Below are 20,748 nucleotides of genomic sequence, written 5' to 3'. Positions count from 1 at the left end.
CAACTTCAACCACTTGCGCTTCGATCAACTTCGCGTTGCTCGTTAGCGGGAGGCGGATTCTACAGCACCCGGAGGCAGTGTCAAACTCTTTCTCGAACCGCTATCGATCAGGCTGCGACCGAAGCACTTCCAAAGCCACTCCAGAACCTGATAAACACTTGTAAACTATTGATCTACAAGGCTTTTTCAGCTCCGTCTGCGCCGGAAGTGGGGCGAATTATAGAGACATTAAATCGCCCGTCAACACTTAATTTCAGCTTTTTATCGAACCCGCTGCTTTCCGGGTGCCGAACCGGGGAATTCGCTTCGCAATCATTGGGACTCTCAGGATTAACAACACCGAACCAATCGAAGCATATAAAGCCCATTCCTTGAGATCAGCCCTGACGATCCAGAGCATATGCAACAACCCCAGCCCCAGAATCACATAAACAAGCCGGTGCAGTTTCTTCCAGCGCATCCCCAACCGCCGCTGACTATAGCGATTGGACGTCACGGCCAGAGCCAACAACCCGAGAAAGCCCAGGCTGCCGACAATGATGTAAGGCCGCTTGACCAGCTCTACCCCCAACTGCCCCCAATCCAGCCCGAGGATAAACAGTGCATACATCGTCATGTGCAAGATGACATAGGCAAAACACCACAACCCCAACTGCCTGCGCACTGCAATCCACCCTGCCCAGCCCGTCACTCGCTGCAAAGGCGTCATCGCCAGAGTAATCAGCAACAGGATCAGCGTTCCCAATCCAAGGCGATCAACCAGAACCTTGCCCGGGTCCGGCCCCAGGGCAAAGATCCAGGCCTGATACAGCCAGAGGACAGGAGCAACGCAGGCAGCCAGAAAAACCCCAACACGCCAAAACGGATATCGCATCAATAGTCCTTCCTCAGATCCATGCCGGCATATAAAGAAGCAACCTCTTCGGCATACCCGTTGAACATCTCGGTCTGACGAACATTGGGGCTGAACAACCCGCTCGGCAGCCGACGCTCACGGGCCTGGGTCCAGCGCGGGTGATCGACCTCAGGGTTTACGTTGGCATAGAAACCATATTCATTGGCAGCGATGCTTTGCCAGGTGGTCTTCGGTTGCTCACTGACCAGACTGATGCGCACGATGGATTTCACGCTTTTGAAACCGTACTTCCAGGGCACGACCAATCGCAACGGCGCGCCATTCTGGTTAGGCAACTCCCGCCCGTACATGCCGACCGCAAGAATGGCCAGCGGATTCATGGCTTCATCCAGGCGCAGCCCTTCTACATAAGGCCAGTCGATCAATGCAAAATCGGAGCGTTGCCCCGGCATGGATTGAGGATCCTGAAGCGTTTCAAAACGGATGTATCTGGCCTTGGAAGTAGGCTCCACCTGTTTGAGCAATGCCGAGATAGGGAAACCGATCCAGGGGATGACCATCGACCACGCCTCTACACAGCGAAGCCGGTAGATCCTCTCCTCCAACTGGTAGGGTTTCATGAAGTCTTCCAGGGCATAGCGCCCCGGCCTGGCGACCTCACCATCAATGACCACACTCCACGGCTCAGTCTTCAGTGACGCCGCATTGCGAGCAGGATCACCCTTGTCGGTTCCAAACTCATAGAAGTTGTTGTAATGGGTCGCATCCTTGAAGGGCGTGATCGCCTCATCCTTGACGTTGACGGCCTGCCATTGCGTGCCTGGCAGCTTTTCGGAAAACCAGGCAGGCGCTTTCCCGGCCTCGACATCGGCGTATCGCGATGGATCCTGCGCACTCGCCAGACGCGGCATAGCCGTAACCGCCAGACCAGCAAGTGAGCTGGCCAGTAGCGCGCGACGTGAGAGATAGATTTTTTCAGGCGTAACGTCCGACTCTTTGGAGTCGGACGTCGAAGGCAACTTGATCAGCATGGCAACTCCGTAAACCTGGTGAGCTTATGCACCTATAGTCTACGAAGTATGAGGGATATCCGATCAGTCGGCGGACTTGTGGCGACGAAGATGTAACAGGTATTGAACCGGGCCGGATAGCGCATAACCGAGGAATATCAGCAGCAAAATGCGCGGTGGGTCGCTGAACACCACTGCAAACACCAATACAACCACCAGAATCGCAACGAACGGCACTCGGCCTCTCAAGTCCAGCTCCTTGAAGCTGTTGTACTTGATATTACTGACCATCAACATGCCCGCCGCAGCGACCAGCAAGGCCACCAGGAAAGACAGCTTCGACCCCTGGATTCCGAAGTCACTGAAAGCCCAGACCGTACCGGCAACCACGCCCGCAGCAGCCGGGCTGGCGAGACCGATGAAGTAGCGCTTGTCCGCCTTGCCCACCTGGGTGTTGAAACGGGCGAGTCGCAACGCTGCGCCGGCCACATAGATGAAGGCGACCATCCAGCCGACCTTGCCCATATCGCCCAGCGCCCAGCCGAATGCCAGCAGTGCCGGCGCAACGCCAAAGGCGACCATATCCGACAACGAGTCATATTCGGCGCCAAAAGCGCTCTGAGTATTGGTCATGCGCGCCACACGACCATCGAGACCATCGAGGACCATCGCGACAAAGATGGCGATGGCGGCGAAAGCGAAGTACTTGCTCGCCGCAGCCGAATCACCCGCACTCAAGGCGCTCTGGGCACTCATGGAACTGATGATCGAGTAAAAACCTGCAAACAGGTTCGCAGTGGTGAACAGGTTAGGCAGGAGATAGATCCCGCGATGACGGACCTTGCGCCCTTCGGCGTCGTGCCCTTCTTCAACATGTTCATCGATAGGTAGCAGACTTTCGGCGTCAGAGGCCTTGTTTGGCTCTTCAGGACGTTCGCTCATGGACATTACCTTGCAGCGGTTTGAAAAGATTCGACGGGTGTCTGCGACGAGGGTTCGTCGACAAACGATGCAGCTTTATACCAGACACTGATCCCATAACGAAAAAACGCGGCCGATTGGCCGCGTCCTTTCAGAACGGAAGAACTTAGTTCTTGTTCTTGTCGACGATTTTGTTCGCCGCGATCCAAGGCATCATGGAACGCAGTTGCTCGCCGATGATTTCGATACCGTGAGCAGCGTTGTTACGACGCTTGGCGGTCATCGATGGGTAGCCGGTAGCGCCTTCGCTGATGAACATCTTCGCGTATTCGCCATCCTGGATGCGCTTCAGAGCGTTGCGCATGGCCTGACGGGATTCAGCGTTGATGACTTCCGGACCGGTCACGTACTCGCCGTATTCGGCGTTGTTGGAGATCGAGTAGTTCATGTTGGCGATACCGCCTTCGTACATGAGGTCAACGATCAGCTTCAGTTCGTGCAGGCACTCGAAGTAAGCCATTTCCGGAGCGTAGCCAGCTTCTACCAGAGTCTCGAAGCCAGCCTTGACCAGTTCAACGGTACCACCGCACAGAACGGCTTGTTCGCCGAACAGGTCGGTTTCGGTTTCGTCCTTGAACGTGGTTTCGATGATGCCGGTACGGCCGCCACCAACGCCCGAAGCGTAGGACAGAGCGACGTTCTTGGCGTTGCCCGAAGCGTCCTGGTAAACAGCGATCAGGTCAGGGATGCCGCCGCCTTTGACGAACTCGGTACGTACGGTATGGCCTGGAGCCTTTGGCGCGATCATGATCACGTCCAGGTCAGCGCGTGGCACGACCTGGTTGTAGTGAATCGCGAAGCCGTGGGAAAAAGCCAGGGTTGCGCCCTTCTTCAGGTTCGGCTCGACTTCATTCTTGTACAGCTGAGCCTGGAATTCATCCGGGGTCAGGATCATGACCAGATCGGCAGCAGCAACGGCAGAAGCAACGTCAGTTACTTTCAGGCCATGAGCTTCAGCTTTGGCGACAGTAGCCGAACCTTTGCGCAGGCCAACAGTGACGTCAACACCGGAGTCTTTCAGGTTGCACGCTTGAGCGTGGCCCTGGGAACCGTAACCGATGATGGCGACTTTTTTGCCCTGGATGATCGAAAGGTCACAGTCTTTGTCGTAAAAAACTTTCATGGAATTCCCCTGTTATCTATCTAGGCCTTCAGGCCATTTGCTAATTGAGTTAATTAAATGCTCAGCACTTTGTCGCCACGGGCAATGCCCGTCACGCCACTGCGTACTGTTTCCAGGATAGCGGCGGTGCCGATGGCCTGAATGAAGCTGTCCAGTTTGTCGCTTGTACCGCTCAACTGCACGGTGTAGACGCTGGCCGTCACGTCAACGATCTGCCCACGGAAGATATCCGTCGTGCGTTTGATCTCGGCGCGCTGGGCGCCGGTGGCCTTGACCTTGACCAGCATCAGTTCACGCTCGATGTGAGCGCTCTCGGACAGATCGACCAGCTTGACCACTTCGACCAGCTTGTTGAGGTTCTTGGTGATCTGCTCGATCACTTCATCGTGCCCGACGGTAGTCAGCGTCAGACGCGACAGGGTCGGATCTTCGGTTGGCGCCACAGTCAGGCTTTCGATGTTGTAGTTGCGCTGCGAAAAGAGGCCGACGACACGAGACAATGCACCCGGTTCGTTTTCCAGCAAAAGGGAAATGATGTGCCGCATGATTATGTACGCTCCGTCTTGCTCAACCACATATCGCGCATGGAGCCGTCCTTGATTTGCATCGGGTAGACGTGCTCGGTCACATCGACCTGGATGTCGAGGAACACCAGGCGATCCTTCATGGCAAAGGCTTCTTCCATTTTCGGCTTCAGGTCTTTCAGATCGGTGACCCGAATGCCGACATGGCCATAAGCTTCGACCAGCTTCACGAAGTCAGGCAACGACTCCATGTAGGAATGGGAGTGACGAGCGCCGTAGCTCATGTCCTGCCACTGACGGACCATACCAAGCACGCCGTTGTTGAGCAGGATGATCTTCACGGGAAGACCGTATTGCAGACAGGTCGACAGCTCCTGGATGTTCATCTGGATGCTGCCTTCGCCGGTCACACACGCAACATCTGCGTCCGGGAAGCTCAGTTTGACGCCCATGGCCGCCGGGAAACCGAAGCCCATGGTGCCCAGACCACCGGAGTTGATCCAGCGATTAGGCTTGTTGAAGCGGTAGTACTGAGCCGCGAACATCTGGTGCTGACCCACGTCGGAGGAAACGTAAGCCTCGCCCTTGGTCACTTCGCACAGTGTTTCGATGACCGTCTGCGGCTTGATGACACTGCCATCGCCACGGTTGTAAGGGAACAGGTCGCCACCGGCGCGCCATTCATCGATCTGCTTCCACCAGGCAGCAACGGACTCCTTGTTCGGGGTCTCGCCGATATCCTTGAGGGTCGCGACCATTTCGGTCAACACGCTCTCAACCGGCCCAACGATAGGCACATCGGCCTTGATGGTCTTGGAGATCGAAGCCGGGTCGATATCGATGTGGATGATCTTGGCGTTCGGGCTGAACTTGCTCGCGCCATTGATGACGCGGTCATCGAAGCGTGCGCCCACGGCCAGGATCACATCGGTATGGTGCATGGCCAGGTTGGCGGTGTAGCTGCCGTGCATACCCAGCATGCCGACGAACTGACGGTCGGTGCCCGGATAGCTGCCAAGCCCCATCAAGGTGTTGGTGACAGGAGCGTTGAGCTGTCTGGCCAGTTCGGTCAAAGGCTCGGAACCGTTGCCCATGACCACGCCGCCACCGGCATAGATGATAGGACGCTTGGCAGCCAGCAGCATTTCAACTGCCTTGCGGATCTGACCCGAATGACCGCGAACGGCCGGGCTGTAGGAGCGCAGCTTGGCTTTTTTCGGGAATACGTATTCGTATTTCTCGGCCGGGTTGGTCATGTCTTTCGGAATATCGACGACCACAGGACCCGGACGACCGGACTGCGCCAGGTAGAAGGCCTTCTTCAGGACTTCCGGAATTTCCGAAGGATGCTTGATCATGAAGCTGTGCTTCACGATTGGACGGGAGATACCGATCATGTCGGTCTCCTGGAACGCATCGGTACCGACCAGCGTGCTGGCAACCTGACCGGACAACACCACCATTGGAATGGAGTCCATGTAGGCAGTGGCGATACCGGTGATGGCGTTGGTCGCACCCGGACCGGATGTCACCAGAACCACACCAGCCTTGCCGGTCGCACGAGCGTAACCGTCAGCCATGTGCGTAGCCGCCTGTTCATGACGAACAAGGATATGGTTCACAGCCGGTTCTTTGAACAGTGCGTCGTAGACATGCAGAAGGGCGCCACCCGGGTACCCGTAAATGTACTTAACGCCTTCGTCACGCAGGAAGCGGACGACCATTTCAGCGCCAGATAAAAGCTCCACGTTGTTCACCTCTAAAACGCCAGAATACCGTTCACTCCGGAACGGGTCTTATTAGGTTTACTGCCAAGCAGAGCATGAGCGACGGTGGTCGCCGACTACGTCAGCACTGACTGAGCAAGTATTGGGATGTCCCTGAGTGTTGCGGGACATTCCCACCCAGCGCGAGGTAACGCGTTGCGGGTGTTACAGGTCGGCGCGGGTGTGCGCCTCATGATCTACCGAGACGGTCTGCTTCTGGCAGTCCTTCTACAGCGAACTTTGAATTGTTGTGATTCGCCCCCCTCAAGTCAAGCAATCCGTGAGCTTTCTTCCGGGCAGCACCCGATAAGGGGGACAGATTCGGACTCAAGACCGTTGTATATGGTAGTTTTGCGACGCACAGAATTTTCAAGGAAGTACCATGCGCTGGATGATTCTCGCGGCAGCACTATCAATGGCGATCAGCAGCACCAGCCAGGCCGCCCCAATCTACAAATGGGTCGACGCCCAAGGGGTCACGCATTTCGATGCACAGCCACCGGCAGGCCAGCAGGTAGAAGAAATCAATGTGCAAAAGCCACCACCCACTACTGCCGCGCCAACAGCCAGCCAGGCAGACCCTCAACAGCAGGAGATCGATGCCAGGGTCAAGAAACAGGTAAGGGCTCAGGAAGCCAGAATGGCTGACAACTGCGAAGTCCTGCGCAACAACCTCGCGCAACTGCAGAACAATCCGCGAGTGCGCGAGCAGACAGAAGGTGGGACAAAGCGCCTTACGGATGATCAACGCAAGGCGCGCGTTGCCGAAACGGAAAGGACTATCGCTGAATACTGCCGTTAAGACTGACTGATCAACCGGTCGAACTGAGCCAGTAGTTCCTGCAGCTTACGGGCTTCACCCTGGCGACTGGCGTAGACCATCTCGGCCATCTCCAGAATCCCCGACGAGTTGGGCAATGGAAGATCCCTCTCCAGAATGATTTTCATGCGGGGCAGGAAAATCCATTGCAGCCACTGCTCGAACTCCAGGGTATCGACACTGAACGGCTCGGTACTGGAAAGCGCTTCTTCGCTGGGAGGTGTGTCACTCCACCAACCCAGCACCCTCAACTCACGTTCGATCAGCAGCAGTTGTTCGGCTACTTCAGGCAGACGCTGGTCCATCAGAAATTGGTCCGGGCTTTTTGACGAGCCAGTGCAGCGCCAGCCGAATCACCCTGTTTTTCACGAGACTGGGCGATCAATTCCCAAAGGCTTCCCTGAAGGCTTGCACGGCCATTGGCATAAGTCAGGCCACGACGAGCCAGTTGCTCAGCCTGAGCGGCATCGCCCTGAGCCAGACGGACCTGGGCCAGACGATAAAGCACTTGCGGCTCACGCGGAGCTACACGCTGGGCACGCTCAAGACTCGACGATGCGCCATTGAGGTCGCCGCTGCCTTGCTGCTGCTGAGCGGTGGTCAGCAGCGCCAATACCGGTCCATCAAGCTGTTCGTCAGCCGACAGGCCGGACGAACTGGAAGGAATACCGCTCGGCGCCGAGGCTGCCGGCATGCTGTAGTTGCTCACCGGAGCCGAATTGATCGGCTGCTGATTGACCGGCGGCGTATCGATGCTGAACGATGACGAGGCCGCAGGCGCAGAAAAAGTCTGGCCCGCACCAGCACCGCCACCTGGAACCATCACGACCACACCGGAATCCTGTGGCACGGCCTGCGCTTGAGGAGCCTGAACGGTATTGGCCCGATACGCTGTATTGCGCGAAGCCGAAACACGCTCACTGTTAGAAACCTTTGAGCCCGAATCCACGACCGGGATCGAGCCACGCTGCACGCTGGAACAACCACTGAGCAACGCCAGGGTCGTTACAGCCGGAATCAACCATTTATTCACGTCACACCCTCATTGCTTAATTCAACCAACCCTTGACCCAATCCAGCACTTCAGTGGCGGGTGCCGGGCTACCGCTACATGTTGCACCGGGCTGAGGTTCACTGCCGCGAATATACGGCATCTGCACGGCATTCGGGCAGTTGGCATCCGACCCTTGACCAGTCTGCGCATTGACCCACGCCTGGACCACGTTATCCGGCGTTGCCATGTCCAGCGGCAGCGGGTCGGCCTTGCGCATGAAACTGGTCCAGACCTGCAAGGCGCCACTGGCTCCGGTGAACGGCGTCTTGCCGTTATCGTCACGGCCCATCCACACCACTGCCAGCAGATCCTGACTGAAACCTGCGAACCAACTGTCGCGCGAATCGTTACTGGTGCCGGTCTTGCCCGCCAGATTCAAGGTCGATGGCAATACGCTGTAGACCGACTTGGCAGTGCCCTCGCGCATCACTCGCTGCATTGCGTTCTGCACCAGATAGATGGAACCCGGATCGAAGCGCTGCTCGATCTGGAACGGATAGCGCTTGAGCGGCTCACCCTCGGCAGTCAACACGCTACGAATACCGCGCATTGGGGTATTGAAGCCCCCGCTGGCAATCGTCTGATACATGGTGGCAACTTCCATCGGACTCAAGCCGCCAGCCCCCAGCAACATGGACGGATAAGCCGGCCACTCGCGTGTCACGCCCAGCTTGGCAAGGGTCTTGAAGACGTTGGGCACACCCAGCTCAAGCCCCAGCTTGGCCGTCGACAGGTTGTAGGAATGCGCCAGGCCTTGGTACAGGAAAATGTTTCCGTGCGCCTTGCGATCGTAATTCTGCGGCTTCCAGATCTGGCCATCCGCACCCTTGACCTGAAACGGCTCGTCGGCCACCCAACTGGTCAGGGTGTACTGGCTCGGGCGCTCAAGCGCAGTAAGATAGATTGCCGGCTTGACCAGAGAGCCAATCGGCCGCACGGCATCGATGGCGCGGTTGAAGCCAGCAAACCCGGCCTGACGACTGCCCAGCAAAGCCTGCACTTCGCCGGTCTCGGGATTGGTCACGACCATGGCCGCTTCCACTTCGTCCGAGCCTTTGCGCCCGGCCAGCCGCTTGAACGTATCGTCCATGGCCGCCTGGGATTTCATCTGCAGGATCGGATCGAAACTGGTGAAAATCCGCAGCCCCTCTTCGGTCAAGTCTTCGTCGCGATAGTCTTCACGCAACTGACGCTTGACCAGATCCAGGAACGCCGGGAACGAGCTGTCTGCAAGGCTGCCGGTCTTGGTCACACCCAAAGGCATTTTCTTGGCCGCCTCGACGACTTGCGCCGTTGCAACGCCCTGCTGCTCCAGCAGGTCGAGAACCAGATTGCGACGCTCCAGCGCCCGCTCAGGGTTGCGACGAGGGTTGTAATAGGAAGGCCCTTTGACCAGCCCTACCAGCAATGCCACCTGATGAATCTTCAGTTCAGACAGAGGCTGGCTGAAGAAATACTGGCTGGCCAGACCGAAACCATGCACCGCACGCTGGCCATCCTGACCGACGAACACCTCATTGAGGTAAGCCTCAAGAATTTCCTGCTTGCTGTAATGCAGCTCCAGCAACACCGACATCATGGCTTCGGTCAGCTTGCGCGTGAGGCTGCGCTCGTTGGTCAGGTAGAAGTTCTTGACCAACTGCTGGGTCAGCGTACTGCCGCCCTGACGCATCTGCCCCTGCGAGGTATTGACCCAGACAGCACGGGCAATGGATTTGGGCGATACACCCATATGGCTGTAGAAATCACGATCCTCGACTGCAACCAGGGCATCGAGCAGATACGGAGGTGCCTGATCGAGCTTGATCAGGATCCGGTCTTCCAGATTTTTCGGATACAGGCCGCCGATCATCAGCGGTTCGAGACGGGCCACCGCCAGTTTTGCACCACTGCTGCCAGAGGTCAGGTCCGCCACATAGTCGCCGGAAAAACGCACGCGGACCTGCTGCGCAGGATCAGTGCCTTCGTAGAATTGAAAACCACGAGTGTTGAGATCGACCGTATTGCCATTGACCGCTGCCGCGCCCGGGCCGTTGGCCACGCTTTCGCGGCGATAGCCCAGAGCGTCGAGCTCTATGAGGAAGTCATCACGGCTCAGTTTCTGGCCTACGAACAGCTCCAGAGGGCGTGCGTAGACCTTGGCCGGAATGGTCCAGCGCTTGCCGGAAAACTTCTCCTGGACCACGGCGTCCAGGTAAACGGCAACGCAAGCCAGCGCCACAAAGCCGACGATACTGAGCTTCAGCACCCAGCCCAACCACTTGGGAAGGCCACGGGGTGCTGGTTTTTTGGAAGTACGAGAAGTGCGAGATCGAGTCATGGCCGCGGATTATACGCACTTTGCCAACGACCGACAGACGCCCGAGCAAGCGGTTTGCAGCCTCGCGCCAAGCGGCCATAATGGCGGCCATGAGCACTTACATTCTGAATCAACTCTTGAAGGATCGCCCGTGAGCCAGTCATTGATTGCAGCCCTGCAGAATCCCGCCCTCTTCCCCCATCCGGTAGAGAACTTCCGGGTCATCGAGACACACATTTCATGGGTTCTGCTCACCGGCACCTATGCCTACAAATTCAAGAAGCCGGTCAATTTCGGCTTTCTGGATTTCACCACCCTCGCCGCTCGTGAACACTTCTGTAATGAAGAACTGCGCCTCAATCAGCGCCTGACCGAAGGCCTCTACCTGGAAGTCATCCCGGTCACCGGCCCGGCAGAAGCGCCACAACTGGGTGGCAGCGGTGAAGTCCTCGAATACGCCCTCAAGATGCGTCAGTTCTCGCAGGAAGGTTTGCTCAGTTCCCTACAAGCCAATGGCGAGCTGACGGTCGGGCACATCGACGAGCTGGCCAAGCAGATTGCCGACGCCCACCTCAGTGTGCCGACAGTCACCACCGAGAATGAGCTGGGCTCTCCTGACAGCGTCATGGCACCGGTCGTGCAGAACTTCGAGCAGATTCGCCCGCTCCTCAGTGAAAAGGCCGACCTGTTACAACTTGATTCCCTGCAAGCCTGGGCCGAATCCAGTTTCGAGCGCCTCAAGCCCCTGCTTGCCCAGCGCAAGGCAGACGGCTTCATCCGCGAGTGCCATGGTGACATTCACCTGGGCAACGCTACGGTGATCGACGGCAAGGTAGTGATTTTCGACTGCATCGAATTCAATGAGCCCTTCCGCATGACCGACGTCTACGCAGACATCGGCTTCCTGGCCATGGACCTTGAAGACCGCGGCCTGAAATCCCTGTCGCGCCGTCTCATCAGCCAATACCTGGAACAGACCGGCGACTATCAGGGCCTGGAACTGCTCAACTTCTATAAAGCCTATCGCGCTCTGGTTCGCGCCAAGGTCGCACTGTTCAGCCAGCCGGCAGACGCCGACGGTGTACAGCGGGCTGCCACACTGCGCCGCTATCGCAACTACGCCAATCTGGCCGAGAGCTACAGCGCTATCCCCTCCAGCTTCCTGGCCATTACCCATGGTGTCTCTGCCGTGGGTAAAAGCCATGTGGCGATGCGTCTGGTCGAGTCGCTGGGCGCCATTCGCCTGCGCTCGGATGTCGAGCGCAAACGCCTTTTCTCAGAGAGCTCCGAGCTTTACAACGCTGAAGCCAGCAAGGCTACCTATGACCGCCTGCACGAACTGGCCGAAACCATTCTGCGTGCTGGCTTCTCGGTAGTCATCGATGCGACTTACCTCAAGCAAGAACAACGTAATGCTGCGGCCAAAGCTGCCGAAACAACAGGTGTGCCTTTTCTGATTCTTGATTGTGAAGCGCCACAGGCCGTCATTGCCAGCTGGCTCAAGCAGCGCCAGGAACAGAATAACGATCCTTCGGACGCCACTCTGGAGGTCATCGAAGCTCAACAGGCAAGTCGCGAGCCACTAACAGCGGACGAACGCCTGCGTAGCAAGCACGTTGAGACCCATAAAAGCAGCGACCTGGATGAGCTTGTCGAAAACCTTCGCCAGCGCCTGCCAGGACTGTGAAATGAACGTTGAGCCGTTTGGCAGCTAGTGCTTCACGGCCCGACAATGATGGCGATATAATGGCGCCATAATTCCAACGAACCCCAGAGGCACCCATGAGCCAGCCCAAGCAGCTCGATTCGCCGCTTTACATGCTGTTACGTAGAGATGATGTCGAAGGCTTCAATCAAGAGAAGCCCAAAACAGGCACGATCGATATGGTCGGTGGGGATTTCAGGGGCCTGGACTTGCGCGCTCTTGATCCAACAGGCATCGACTTTACTGACGCCTACTTCCGCTCTGCCGACCTTCGCGGCCTGGACCTGCGCCACACCCCGATGGAAGGCGCAAGCATCGCGCACGCACAAATCTCGGGAGCGTTCTTCCCGCCAGAACTGTCGGCGGATGAGATCCGGATGTCGGTGACCTTCGGGACCCGGATGCGCTACAACACGCGCTAAGCAACACATCCATCAAGCCTGCGTGCGCAATGCATGCGGGCTTTGTGTTGCGTTGATTTTTTTGATGTCTTTCTCTTCATACCTTCTTCGCGAATGAGTTCGTTCCTGTCGGATTCGGTGCGGCATTGACGTGCGAAAAAAGAACTGTTGACTTAGAAATGAGAATCGTTATGATTATCACAACCGGTCGCGAGACTGGCCGATAGCCTGAAAGACCTTGGTTCGGACTTTCAGGATTATCTCCTCATCAGGCTAATCACGGTTTTTGACCCGGCTTTTTGCCGGGTCTTTTTTTGCCTGTTTTTCAGGGTCTATTGATGTCGGGCTCCTGCACACCCAACCTCACCAGCAAGTCATCCAGCAGGCTCGAAGCCCCCAGACGCAGCCTGTCGACATTGAGCCAGTGCGGTCCGAAACGGGAACGCGCCATGTCCATGAAGCCTCTTGCATCGTTGAAGGTACGGACTCCTCCCGCAACCTTGAGGCCAACCTGCCCGCCTACCTCGGCAATCGACTCAAGCATGATGCGTGCGGCTTGCGGCGTTGTACTGACCACACCTTTACCGGTTCCGGTCTTGAGGAAATCGGCGCCGAACAGAATCGAGCTGCGACAAGCGTGAAGAATGATTTGCGGGTCGCGCAACCCACCGGTTTCCAGGGTAACGGTCAGCACCACGCGGCTGCCGCACTCGGCCTTGCAGGCCGTAATCATATCCATGCCGGTTTGTTGGTCGCCGGACAAGAGGGCGTGAAACGGATAGACGACATCGATCTCGTCAGCTCCCGACATCACAGCTGCACGCACCTCGGCCAGAACAGGCTCAATGCCAGGGCCACCGTAGGGAAAATTCACAAGCGCCACCACCCGGACCTTCGGGGCAAACAGACGATCAAGCGTAGTGCGCGCCAGACAGACAAAACGCGGGGACACGCACACAGCCGCCACCGCTCCCAAAGGTGTCACTGCGCGCTGACACATACTGACAATCCGCTGCTCGGTGTCATCACTGCTAAAGGCGAACAGATCAAGCAGGCTCAAAATCTGGAGAGCCAGTCGCTCATCATCTGCGGTCATTTCTTTCATACGTCCCGCTCCGAAAAATATGAGCAGGACGATATACGAGTGGCCTTCGCCTGAGATGGACGCAGCTCAGTCAGAGAAAAGGACTACCAAAAGAAGAGAAAAGCCTGAGTCGGCGAGATCAAGTATCTGGTGATCGCTGACGAAACTGAGCGCAGTAATCCTTGCCAGGAATCGCTGCTGTGTACCAGACGTAATCGGCACTCTGCGGTTCGACCTCTTCTCCCTCCTGCGCCAGAAGCAGCACAGCCACAGGCTCGGTAACACCCAGATCCGCCAGATGCAAAGGCACTCCCACATCCTTGCGCACATGCCAGGCACCGGCAAACAGCACAGCCGGGACTGGAGCGGCCAGCAGGCTCTGGGCCATTCGTCGATCACGCTGCTGCTGGACCGCCAGCATCGCTGGCAGTTGCTCTTCGGGCAGCCGACCGCAATGAGCATCACGAATCTGCGCCAATAACCGCTCACGCACTGCTGGAGCCGTAGAGCGAGTACCGCTTGATTCAGGGAGTTGCCTGTAAATCGACATGACCTCATGGGCATCGAGATTGGCGGACAGCACCGGATAAGGCTGAGCCAACACATAACGCATGAGCGGACCATACAGCGACCAGTCCCAGGCCTTTTGCCAATGCAACGCAGTTGGCAGATCGGCCGGGTATTTTTCCTCAGCCAGATCGGCCTGAACCGCACTGACCCTGGCCTGCTGATCGGGGGTCAGCATCTCAAGCAACAGACTGCCTTGCGGGCGTCGGGCAGCCAGTACCTGCATAAGCCATAGCTGTAATGCATGGTGATCGGGGTTGTCGTGTTGCTCGCCAACCAGAATACGCGGAGCAATTGCCAGACGCTGAGCGAGCTGCTGCGCGGTCAGCAACTGCCCACTCCTGTTGTCACGAATCATGCCTAAATCCAAATGCTCATGCCCGTCCGGGCTCTGCGAGGACGGCATATTCGGCAACAAGAGCGGCGCTTGGCAAGCACAGAGATCCATGATGCCGTGATCAGGTAGATACCCGAGACAGTGTTGCCACGCTCAGGTAAGCAACACCAGCCCTAATATAGAGCAAACGGTCACCCCGCGCAGGGCATTTCATGAAAAGGCATGCAGCCGTCTTGAGCAACAGGCCTGGATTAAGTTTTATTAAGATGCAATCACAACGATTCGAAAGTCATTTTATCGAACTAAAGTAGTTTGCCAGAAACTCTATTTTCTGCTCATCAAAGTCCTTCAGGACGCGATTCATTACCGTCCCCTGTAAAGTACCTTTCTTATACCCCTCCATCACGGTGACAAGAAACTCTTTTGGGCGCCCTGCCAAAGCGGGAATATTGCCATCCCTGGTACCTCGCCCCTCGAACCCGTGACAATTCACACAACCATTAGTTGCCATCACACCAGCCACATCACTTTCAGCAAAAGCGAGGCTGGACATAAAAAAAAATGGCACCGCAACAAGACCAACAAGACCCCTCATCAAACCATATCCTTATATTTTTTTAACAACCCGCACGCCACAGAAACCAAGCCATGCGGCACGCTGTTTGAACAAACGAAGAGGCACGCCGGCAGAGACCTCGACAGCTTCTCGGAACACATAAATAGCACCTTTAGTGATATTTACGCTGTTCTGGCAATGACGAAGCATTTCATTGGGTAGTGATTTTTTGGGCTAATGACTGCACGGTAACGATTTTTCCTTAATCGTATCTCGGGAAAACACGCTGCGTCAAGGACGCAGCTAAACGCAAAAAACCAAAGAAGCACAGCATTTACTATTCAAAAAATGAAGCGGCGGAAAGTCTGAAATTCCACAGTGCTTTTCCTCTTCCGTACACCACTACATTGGACTCGACATATAAACACATTTTGTTACACTTGCTGACTTGTCGACAGAAAACGCGAAAGATATAACAGTCGACAAATGGCCATAGGCGGCACTTTACTTTAAATCGCACCTGACTAATAATGGCCCAACATTACCAATCAGCCCGACCGCCAACACAAAAAATATACAGACCTGCCATTTACAAGTACAACTTGAAAATAGCAAAACACATACAATCAAGCCAAATAAAAATAAATAGCTCGTGAGCCCTCCCTCTCGGGCCAAGCAACACGTGATAAACCAAACCTGATCAGACGCCCAAGGAAATAACAGGGACCTCCATGAAAAAGACCATTCTGCTGTCATTGCTGTCACTCTCTATTGGATTCAATAGCGTCTCGGCCCTGGCGGATGAAGCCGCACAAAAAACAGAAGACCGAAAAGCCGTGGTCATACTTTTCAACCCACCCAAAGGAATGGAGAAAGAGTTCCTGGAGTCGTTTGTAAAAGAGCAAACCGCCAACTTCAAAGCCCACTCCCATGCTCAAAAGAAAGGGACGGAATCCATCAACGTGATTCCTACAAAGTTAGGGGAGCCGTTAATTCATATTACCATCTTCTCGGACAAAGCACGTTTTGAGGAAACCTACAAAGCCTTCGGCCCTCGCGAAAACAGAGGGGCCTATGTAGGCAAGCACTCTGAAAAGTACGGCGACCTCAATATACCGAAGATATACCTCCAGAACTCACAGTCCTACTTTGCTGACGTCCCCAACTAAAATATAAAGCCTCTGATGAATGAGAGGCTTCTATTTAACAGAGACGCACGCATTAGTCTGGAGGCTCTGCATGAGAAACAGTACTCGACCCTGTTGGGTACGTTTTGATTTTCCTCCGATTAATGCCTGTGCAAGCATAGCGCTAAAAAGCAATATGAATCCTCATTCTCTGGATTGCTCCTCAGCGCATGAGACAACCTGTGTATGCATTGCATAAGCCAATGAGCTTCAGAATTAAAAACAGCTGGGCCATTCGACACCAAAGTACGTGGTGATCACCATTATGATTATCCCGTCCTCATTCGACGTTTAACCTGCTGCACAGGGCAGGCGTCAAAGGATCCAGCCATGGAACCTCTCCATGCAGCGTTTCGACTGGCTCGAACGGAGTAGCCTCTAAAGGCATCACCCGACGCAGGTGGAAAACACTGAGTTGTCACACTCAACGACATGAGCCACTGCATCAAGATCATTTGATAAATAGGCATACAAACAGAGCCTTTGATTTCAATTAATCATTTGAAACTCGAATAACGGAAAAGCAGGATGATTGACGAACGTAGAACGCTTCTTAAATGGCTAGCAACGGGCGCCGGGCTTGCAGCGCTGGACGCGGTGGCAGGGCCTGCGATAAACGCCGCTTATGCCAAGGAGTTTAACGTTGTGGTCATCGGAGGCGGATTTGCAGGTGCCACATTTGCACGCACACTGCGACGCCTTGATCCAAAGGTAAATATCACCTTAATCGAAGCAAACCCTGAATATCGCAGCGGGCCACTGAGTGCGGAATACCTGGTCGACAAACGAGATGAGAGCACATTAACTTTTAACTACAAAAAGCTCGCCTCTGAAGGAATCAATATGGTGTATGACCGTGCGGTCAACATCGACACCGAGAAAAAACGGGTAGAAACCCGTAGCTCGAGCTATCCCTATGATCGGTGCGTTGTCGCCGCAGGTATCAGTTTCGATTTCGAGCATATCAAGGGTTATAGCCAAGAGCTCACTGAAGCATTTCCACATGCCTGGCAAGGCGGAAAGCAGATGACGCTCTTAAAAAAGCAACTGCATGAAATGCCAGATGGCGGCACCATCCTTATGTCTGCCCCCAATACAGAGTACAGGTGCCCTCCCGGCCCCTACGAGCGAGTCAGCCTGATCGCAGAATATCTTAAGCAACACAAGCCAAATTCAAAGCTGATTTTTCTGGACTCCAAAGAGCGTTTTCCCAAACAGGCTCAATTCGAACTGGCATGGACACGGCTTTATGGTTATGGAACCGACAAGAGTTACATCCAGTGGATCGGTGCAAAACAAGGAGGCACGGTAACTGAACTGAGAGCAGATACGCGCGAGCTGATCTGCGCGGCAGGTACATTCAAAGGCGACGTGATCAATATTATTCCCCGGCAGAAGGCTGACCTCTTCACCGCCGCTAACGGGTTGACCGGTGATCACGGATGGTGCCCGGTAAATACGCAAACACTTGAATCGCTGAAGATTCCTGGCATCCATGTGATTGGTGATGCTGCTGAGGCCCCAAGCCTGCCGAAATCTGCGTTCGCAGCAACTTGCCAGGCAAGAGTCTGTGCTCTGGCGATCTATTCGATATTCAATAACCGACCGCTGATGCACCCCGAATACATGAATGTCTGCTTCAGCGTCTGCGAAACCAACTACGCAATTTCAGTGGCCGTCAACTACCGACAAAATCCGGAAACGAACAAGATTGAAACAATTTCCTCAAACATAACACCGCTTGATGCGCCAGCAGATCAATACATCAGCGAGGTGCAATCCGCCTACACCATGTTCAACAATATGGTAACCGGGGCCTTTGGCTGACACTCAACGGACCAGCCTTGAAGAGTGGAAATCTTTAAAAAATACCCTTGCCTTAAAACCGAGTTTTCTTGCGAGGATATTGAAGAATAGGGAAATCAATACATGTACAACCTGGTTGAAATCAAGAGTTTTGTCGACAGCTTAAAGGAGTCCAGAATTCCTTACACACTGGCATTAACGGGGTCAACTGCGAGAGGCGAGTTACGCAGCAACTCAAGCCCCTATGATTACAATTCTGATACAGACATACTTTGCATCCTGGCCCCCAGCGATATTGCAGCGGCATTGTCATGCAAAGAAAAATGCAGCGAGTCCACGTCGCTAATTTTAATGAGTTCGGAGGCTTTAAATCATCCATCGAATGCCGTCCTGTCCATTGCATTTGACTCACTTATAATCAACGACCTTCATTTATCACAACCACTTTTCGACGACGTAAACGCGGCAGAATTCATAGCCTATCAACTCCAACCGCTGGCTTACTACACCTCAAACTTACGCCATTCGACACCCGCCTTGAAAAGACGACTGTACAGCAAGGTCGCGATAACCTGTTTGAAACTGCTTTACCTGGCGGACCATTCAGATAAAAGAAGCTTCATTTATGAAAGTGAAGTGAAGCAACATAACTTTACGAACGTTGACGAAGTGCTTGTCCACAGCATCATCAATAGAGAATTACCAGATGAGCCACTGCAGCGTGCAGCGGAGCACTTGGAAAAACTGGTAATACAGTGCCCACTGATAGTCAAGGCAGCCAGTGTTCTGACGTCGACGAAACTCTATTTATCCGACAAGGAAACGTGCTCAGCGCACATCATCGAGGCCGTGTTTTTAGAAAACAACAAGCTGAAAAGATCAGACGCTCTATTTATAAGGGCAGCCTAAATGTGTGAGACAATCGCCACATTGGGTCCAGTCGGAACCGATTCACACAAGCAAGCTGAACAGCTTGGAGCCCGTGTGTCATTACATGACACTTTCCACGCAGCGGTTGAACATGCAAAAACTCATGGCACAAAACTTTTAGTGCCCGCAGGCTTCAGAGAAAACCGCGACGGCAAGCCATTCTCCTGGGTGGACTTCCACTTTGAAAATATTGGGACGATTGAACTTGAAAAGGTCTGGTTTGAAAAAACAATGCCAATGGTTCTACTCCATAAATCCTATCATTCAATCGCCATTCACCCCTCGACATCATCATTGGTACCTGAGCTAGAAAGATACGAACATGTCAACTACACCAGATCGAAGGTGGAGGCCTACCAGTTATTTGCCCAAGGAAAAGCATCCGCAGTGATCGCAAGCACTTGCCTCACAAATGAAGAGTCTGACCGTGCCTGTATCAAAGCTCAATTCAACCCCACAATGGTGTGGTGTTTATACCGAATGAGAAACACCTCATCATAAAACATGTGCCCCTCCCAAAGCACAATTTTTATAAAACGCCTTTTCACCTGGGCGATACCAGTACCTGGTCAAAGGAGCCTAGTGATGAATACCTTAAAAAACCACGTCATTATATTACTGTGCTTTGGCATTTCCCTCACGGAACGTTTTACCCAAGCATCCATTCCTCTGATTGTCGATCACCTGGGGTTGAGCAGCATTGAGATGTCATTATTTCTCAGTGCAATGGCGGCATCGACTGTCTTTACAAGCGTCGTCATTGCTCCTTATGTCGATGCCTATAACAGAAGATATTTCCTGGGGCTTATGGGCTTTCTTGGCGCTGTAGCGGTCTTGTCCTTTTTCATGTTTGGCTATACCCGAGCGCTGGGATGGGGGTGTTTCCTGATGTTCTGCATCGGCGCAGCGCTTCGCATTATAAACCTTCGTCGTCTCTCAGTAATAAATAGCGAAGTTATTAAAAGCGAACTCTCGCGCGCCCATACCCGTATGCAACTTTCAATAACAGTTGCCATGGCCATTGCCCCCCTGTGCCTGACCCTTATTGCTCCCGGCAACTATCTGAGTTTCGCCATTGTCATGCTATCGATCTGCATCGTTTTTAGCGCCTGCACGTCGTCCACATCCACGTCCTTGATCTCAAAAACCTCAAAATCAGCCCCCCCCGACCGGGACGAATCCAGAGAACTGGGTTTCGCAAACAACTTCATATTTATTGGAATGCTACTTTCCGGCTTATTCATCAGCACTCTACTTATATACTGCAAAAGCATTTCAGATCAACCAGACCGACTTTATGCGCATATCATATTGTCGCAAATGGTCGGCCTTATTATAGCCAACATACTGTTTGAGCGTTTTTTTGGCGAGCGTTTCAAACGATACAGCATCCTCATTACAATCATCGCACTTTCAGAGCTTGCTTTCATCCTGGCAGAGTCGAAATTGCTTATCAGCACACTCTCATTCCTGATCGGCTTTTCCTTTCAAATCATGTTTTTAAGATCTCACAACCAGTTTCAACGCAAGATCCCTCATGGTTTGACAGCCAGGCTCAACGGCATACGTGGTCTATATACATTTACGGGAATGACTACCGGGTATCTGCTGGGGCCTCTTCTATATAAATCCGGCGGTATAGAGCTGGTATTTCTAACATGCAGCGCCACCGCACTACTTTTTCTGCCATGCCTCAAGCACCTGAGGCCTTCCCGCTAAAATCATGACACGAATGATTAGCC

The 20,748-nt window shown here is 54.2% G+C and carries 20 protein-coding genes; 8 read left to right on the top strand and 12 right to left on the bottom strand.

Annotated features, from left to right (window positions below; genetic code table 11):
• Nucleotides 1-253: 253 nt before the first annotated feature.
• The 6 genes from msrQ to ACODS3_RS16865 all read right to left on the bottom strand — a co-directional run bounded on the left by msrQ (nucleotide 254) and on the right by ACODS3_RS16865 (nucleotide 6,242).
• Nucleotides 254-874 (bottom strand): protein-methionine-sulfoxide reductase heme-binding subunit MsrQ, encoded by a 621-nt coding sequence (gene msrQ / locus ACODS3_RS16890; protein WP_489035365.1) that lies wholly within the window; start codon nucleotides 872-874, stop codon nucleotides 254-256.
• The gene (gene msrP / locus ACODS3_RS16885) at nucleotides 874-1,887 is read right to left on the bottom strand and encodes a protein-methionine-sulfoxide reductase catalytic subunit MsrP (RefSeq protein ID WP_201020504.1); all 1,014 of its coding nucleotides are present in this window, start codon (nucleotides 1,885-1,887) and stop codon (nucleotides 874-876) included. The genes msrQ and msrP overlap by 1 nt, the downstream gene beginning before the upstream one ends.
• Before the next feature lie 63 nt (nucleotides 1,888-1,950).
• The gene (gene pssA / locus ACODS3_RS16880; protein ID WP_201005457.1) at nucleotides 1,951-2,808 is read right to left on the bottom strand and encodes a CDP-diacylglycerol--serine O-phosphatidyltransferase; all 858 of its coding nucleotides are present in this window, start codon (nucleotides 2,806-2,808) and stop codon (nucleotides 1,951-1,953) included.
• A gap of 145 nt (nucleotides 2,809-2,953) precedes the next feature.
• Entirely contained in the window at nucleotides 2,954-3,970 is a 1,017-nt protein-coding gene (gene ilvC, locus ACODS3_RS16875; RefSeq protein WP_200994731.1) for a ketol-acid reductoisomerase, read from the bottom strand.
• Nucleotides 3,971-4,023: 53 nt separating this feature from the next.
• On the bottom strand, nucleotides 4,024-4,515 hold the full coding sequence (gene ilvN / locus ACODS3_RS16870; RefSeq protein ID WP_025258538.1) for an acetolactate synthase small subunit: 492 nt from the start codon (nucleotides 4,513-4,515) through the stop codon (nucleotides 4,024-4,026).
• Between the two features lie 2 nt (nucleotides 4,516-4,517).
• Complete coding sequence (locus ACODS3_RS16865) at nucleotides 4,518-6,242, bottom strand: acetolactate synthase 3 large subunit (RefSeq protein WP_201020505.1); 1,725 nt, start codon at nucleotides 6,240-6,242, stop codon at nucleotides 4,518-4,520.
• A 400-nt stretch (nucleotides 6,243-6,642) separates the two neighbouring features.
• Between ACODS3_RS16865 and ACODS3_RS16860 the strand changes: the two genes are divergently transcribed.
• The gene (locus tag ACODS3_RS16860) at nucleotides 6,643-7,062 is read left to right on the top strand and encodes a DUF4124 domain-containing protein (RefSeq protein WP_304575255.1); all 420 of its coding nucleotides are present in this window, start codon (nucleotides 6,643-6,645) and stop codon (nucleotides 7,060-7,062) included.
• On the opposite strand, the gene ACODS3_RS16855 is transcribed toward ACODS3_RS16860, so the two are convergent.
• The 3 genes from ACODS3_RS16855 to mrcB are packed head-to-tail and all read right to left on the bottom strand — an operon-like array spanning nucleotide 7,059 to nucleotide 10,454.
• Entirely contained in the window at nucleotides 7,059-7,385 is a 327-nt protein-coding gene (locus ACODS3_RS16855; protein WP_201020507.1) for a YqcC family protein, read from the bottom strand. The genes ACODS3_RS16860 and ACODS3_RS16855 overlap by 4 nt on opposite strands.
• On the bottom strand, nucleotides 7,385-8,113 hold the full coding sequence (locus ACODS3_RS16850; RefSeq protein ID WP_201020508.1) for a tetratricopeptide repeat protein: 729 nt from the start codon (nucleotides 8,111-8,113) through the stop codon (nucleotides 7,385-7,387). Before ACODS3_RS16850 ends, ACODS3_RS16855 begins: the two co-directional genes overlap by 1 nt.
• A 16-nt stretch (nucleotides 8,114-8,129) precedes the next feature.
• Entirely contained in the window at nucleotides 8,130-10,454 is a 2,325-nt protein-coding gene (gene mrcB, locus ACODS3_RS16845; protein WP_201020509.1) for a penicillin-binding protein 1B, read from the bottom strand.
• Nucleotides 10,455-10,584: 130 nt separating this feature from the next.
• Here mrcB and ACODS3_RS16840 point away from each other — a divergent pair, with 130 nt between their 5' ends.
• Complete coding sequence (locus ACODS3_RS16840) at nucleotides 10,585-12,120, top strand: bifunctional aminoglycoside phosphotransferase/ATP-binding protein (RefSeq protein ID WP_201020510.1); 1,536 nt, start codon at nucleotides 10,585-10,587, stop codon at nucleotides 12,118-12,120.
• Nucleotides 12,121-12,215: 95 nt separating this feature from the next.
• Entirely contained in the window at nucleotides 12,216-12,560 is a 345-nt protein-coding gene (locus ACODS3_RS16835) for a pentapeptide repeat-containing protein (protein WP_489035360.1), read from the top strand.
• A 304-nt stretch (nucleotides 12,561-12,864) separates the two neighbouring features.
• Here the strand turns inward: ACODS3_RS16835 and deoC are convergent, their stop codons facing one another.
• The 3 genes from deoC to ACODS3_RS16820 all read right to left on the bottom strand — a co-directional run bounded on the left by deoC (nucleotide 12,865) and on the right by ACODS3_RS16820 (nucleotide 15,122).
• Entirely contained in the window at nucleotides 12,865-13,644 is a 780-nt protein-coding gene (gene deoC / locus ACODS3_RS16830; RefSeq protein WP_489035358.1) for a deoxyribose-phosphate aldolase, read from the bottom strand.
• A gap of 118 nt (nucleotides 13,645-13,762) precedes the next feature.
• Nucleotides 13,763-14,638, bottom strand: a complete 876-nt coding sequence (locus ACODS3_RS16825) for a ChaN family lipoprotein (RefSeq protein ID WP_489035356.1) — start codon at nucleotides 14,636-14,638, stop codon at nucleotides 13,763-13,765.
• Between the two features lie 178 nt (nucleotides 14,639-14,816).
• Nucleotides 14,817-15,122 carry a c-type cytochrome gene (locus tag ACODS3_RS16820; RefSeq protein ID WP_304575260.1) on the bottom strand — a complete coding sequence of 102 codons (306 nt, stop codon included), beginning with the start codon at nucleotides 15,120-15,122 and terminating at the stop codon, nucleotides 14,817-14,819.
• Between the two features lie 692 nt (nucleotides 15,123-15,814).
• On the opposite strand from ACODS3_RS16820, the gene ACODS3_RS16815 reads away from it, so the two are divergent.
• The 5 genes from ACODS3_RS16815 (at nucleotide 15,815) to ACODS3_RS16795 (ending at nucleotide 20,725) form a co-directional block, all read left to right on the top strand.
• The gene (locus ACODS3_RS16815) at nucleotides 15,815-16,252 is read left to right on the top strand and encodes a hypothetical protein (RefSeq protein ID WP_201020514.1); all 438 of its coding nucleotides are present in this window, start codon (nucleotides 15,815-15,817) and stop codon (nucleotides 16,250-16,252) included.
• Nucleotides 16,253-16,798: 546 nt separating this feature from the next.
• Nucleotides 16,799-18,097, top strand: coding sequence for an FAD-dependent oxidoreductase (locus ACODS3_RS16810; protein WP_304575261.1), 1,299 nt, complete (start codon nucleotides 16,799-16,801; stop codon nucleotides 18,095-18,097).
• 102 nt (nucleotides 18,098-18,199) lie between these two features.
• The gene (locus ACODS3_RS16805) at nucleotides 18,200-18,985 is read left to right on the top strand and encodes a hypothetical protein (protein WP_304575262.1); all 786 of its coding nucleotides are present in this window, start codon (nucleotides 18,200-18,202) and stop codon (nucleotides 18,983-18,985) included.
• Entirely contained in the window at nucleotides 18,986-19,507 is a 522-nt protein-coding gene (locus tag ACODS3_RS16800; protein ID WP_489035353.1) for a hypothetical protein, read from the top strand.
• Between the two features lie 84 nt (nucleotides 19,508-19,591).
• On the top strand, nucleotides 19,592-20,725 hold the full coding sequence (locus tag ACODS3_RS16795; protein WP_489035351.1) for an MFS transporter: 1,134 nt from the start codon (nucleotides 19,592-19,594) through the stop codon (nucleotides 20,723-20,725).
• Nucleotides 20,726-20,748: the final 23 nt, after the last annotated feature.

This window comes from Pseudomonas sp. FG43 (assembly GCF_057809175.1).
This window is presented reverse-complemented; position numbering and strand designations above follow the sequence as displayed.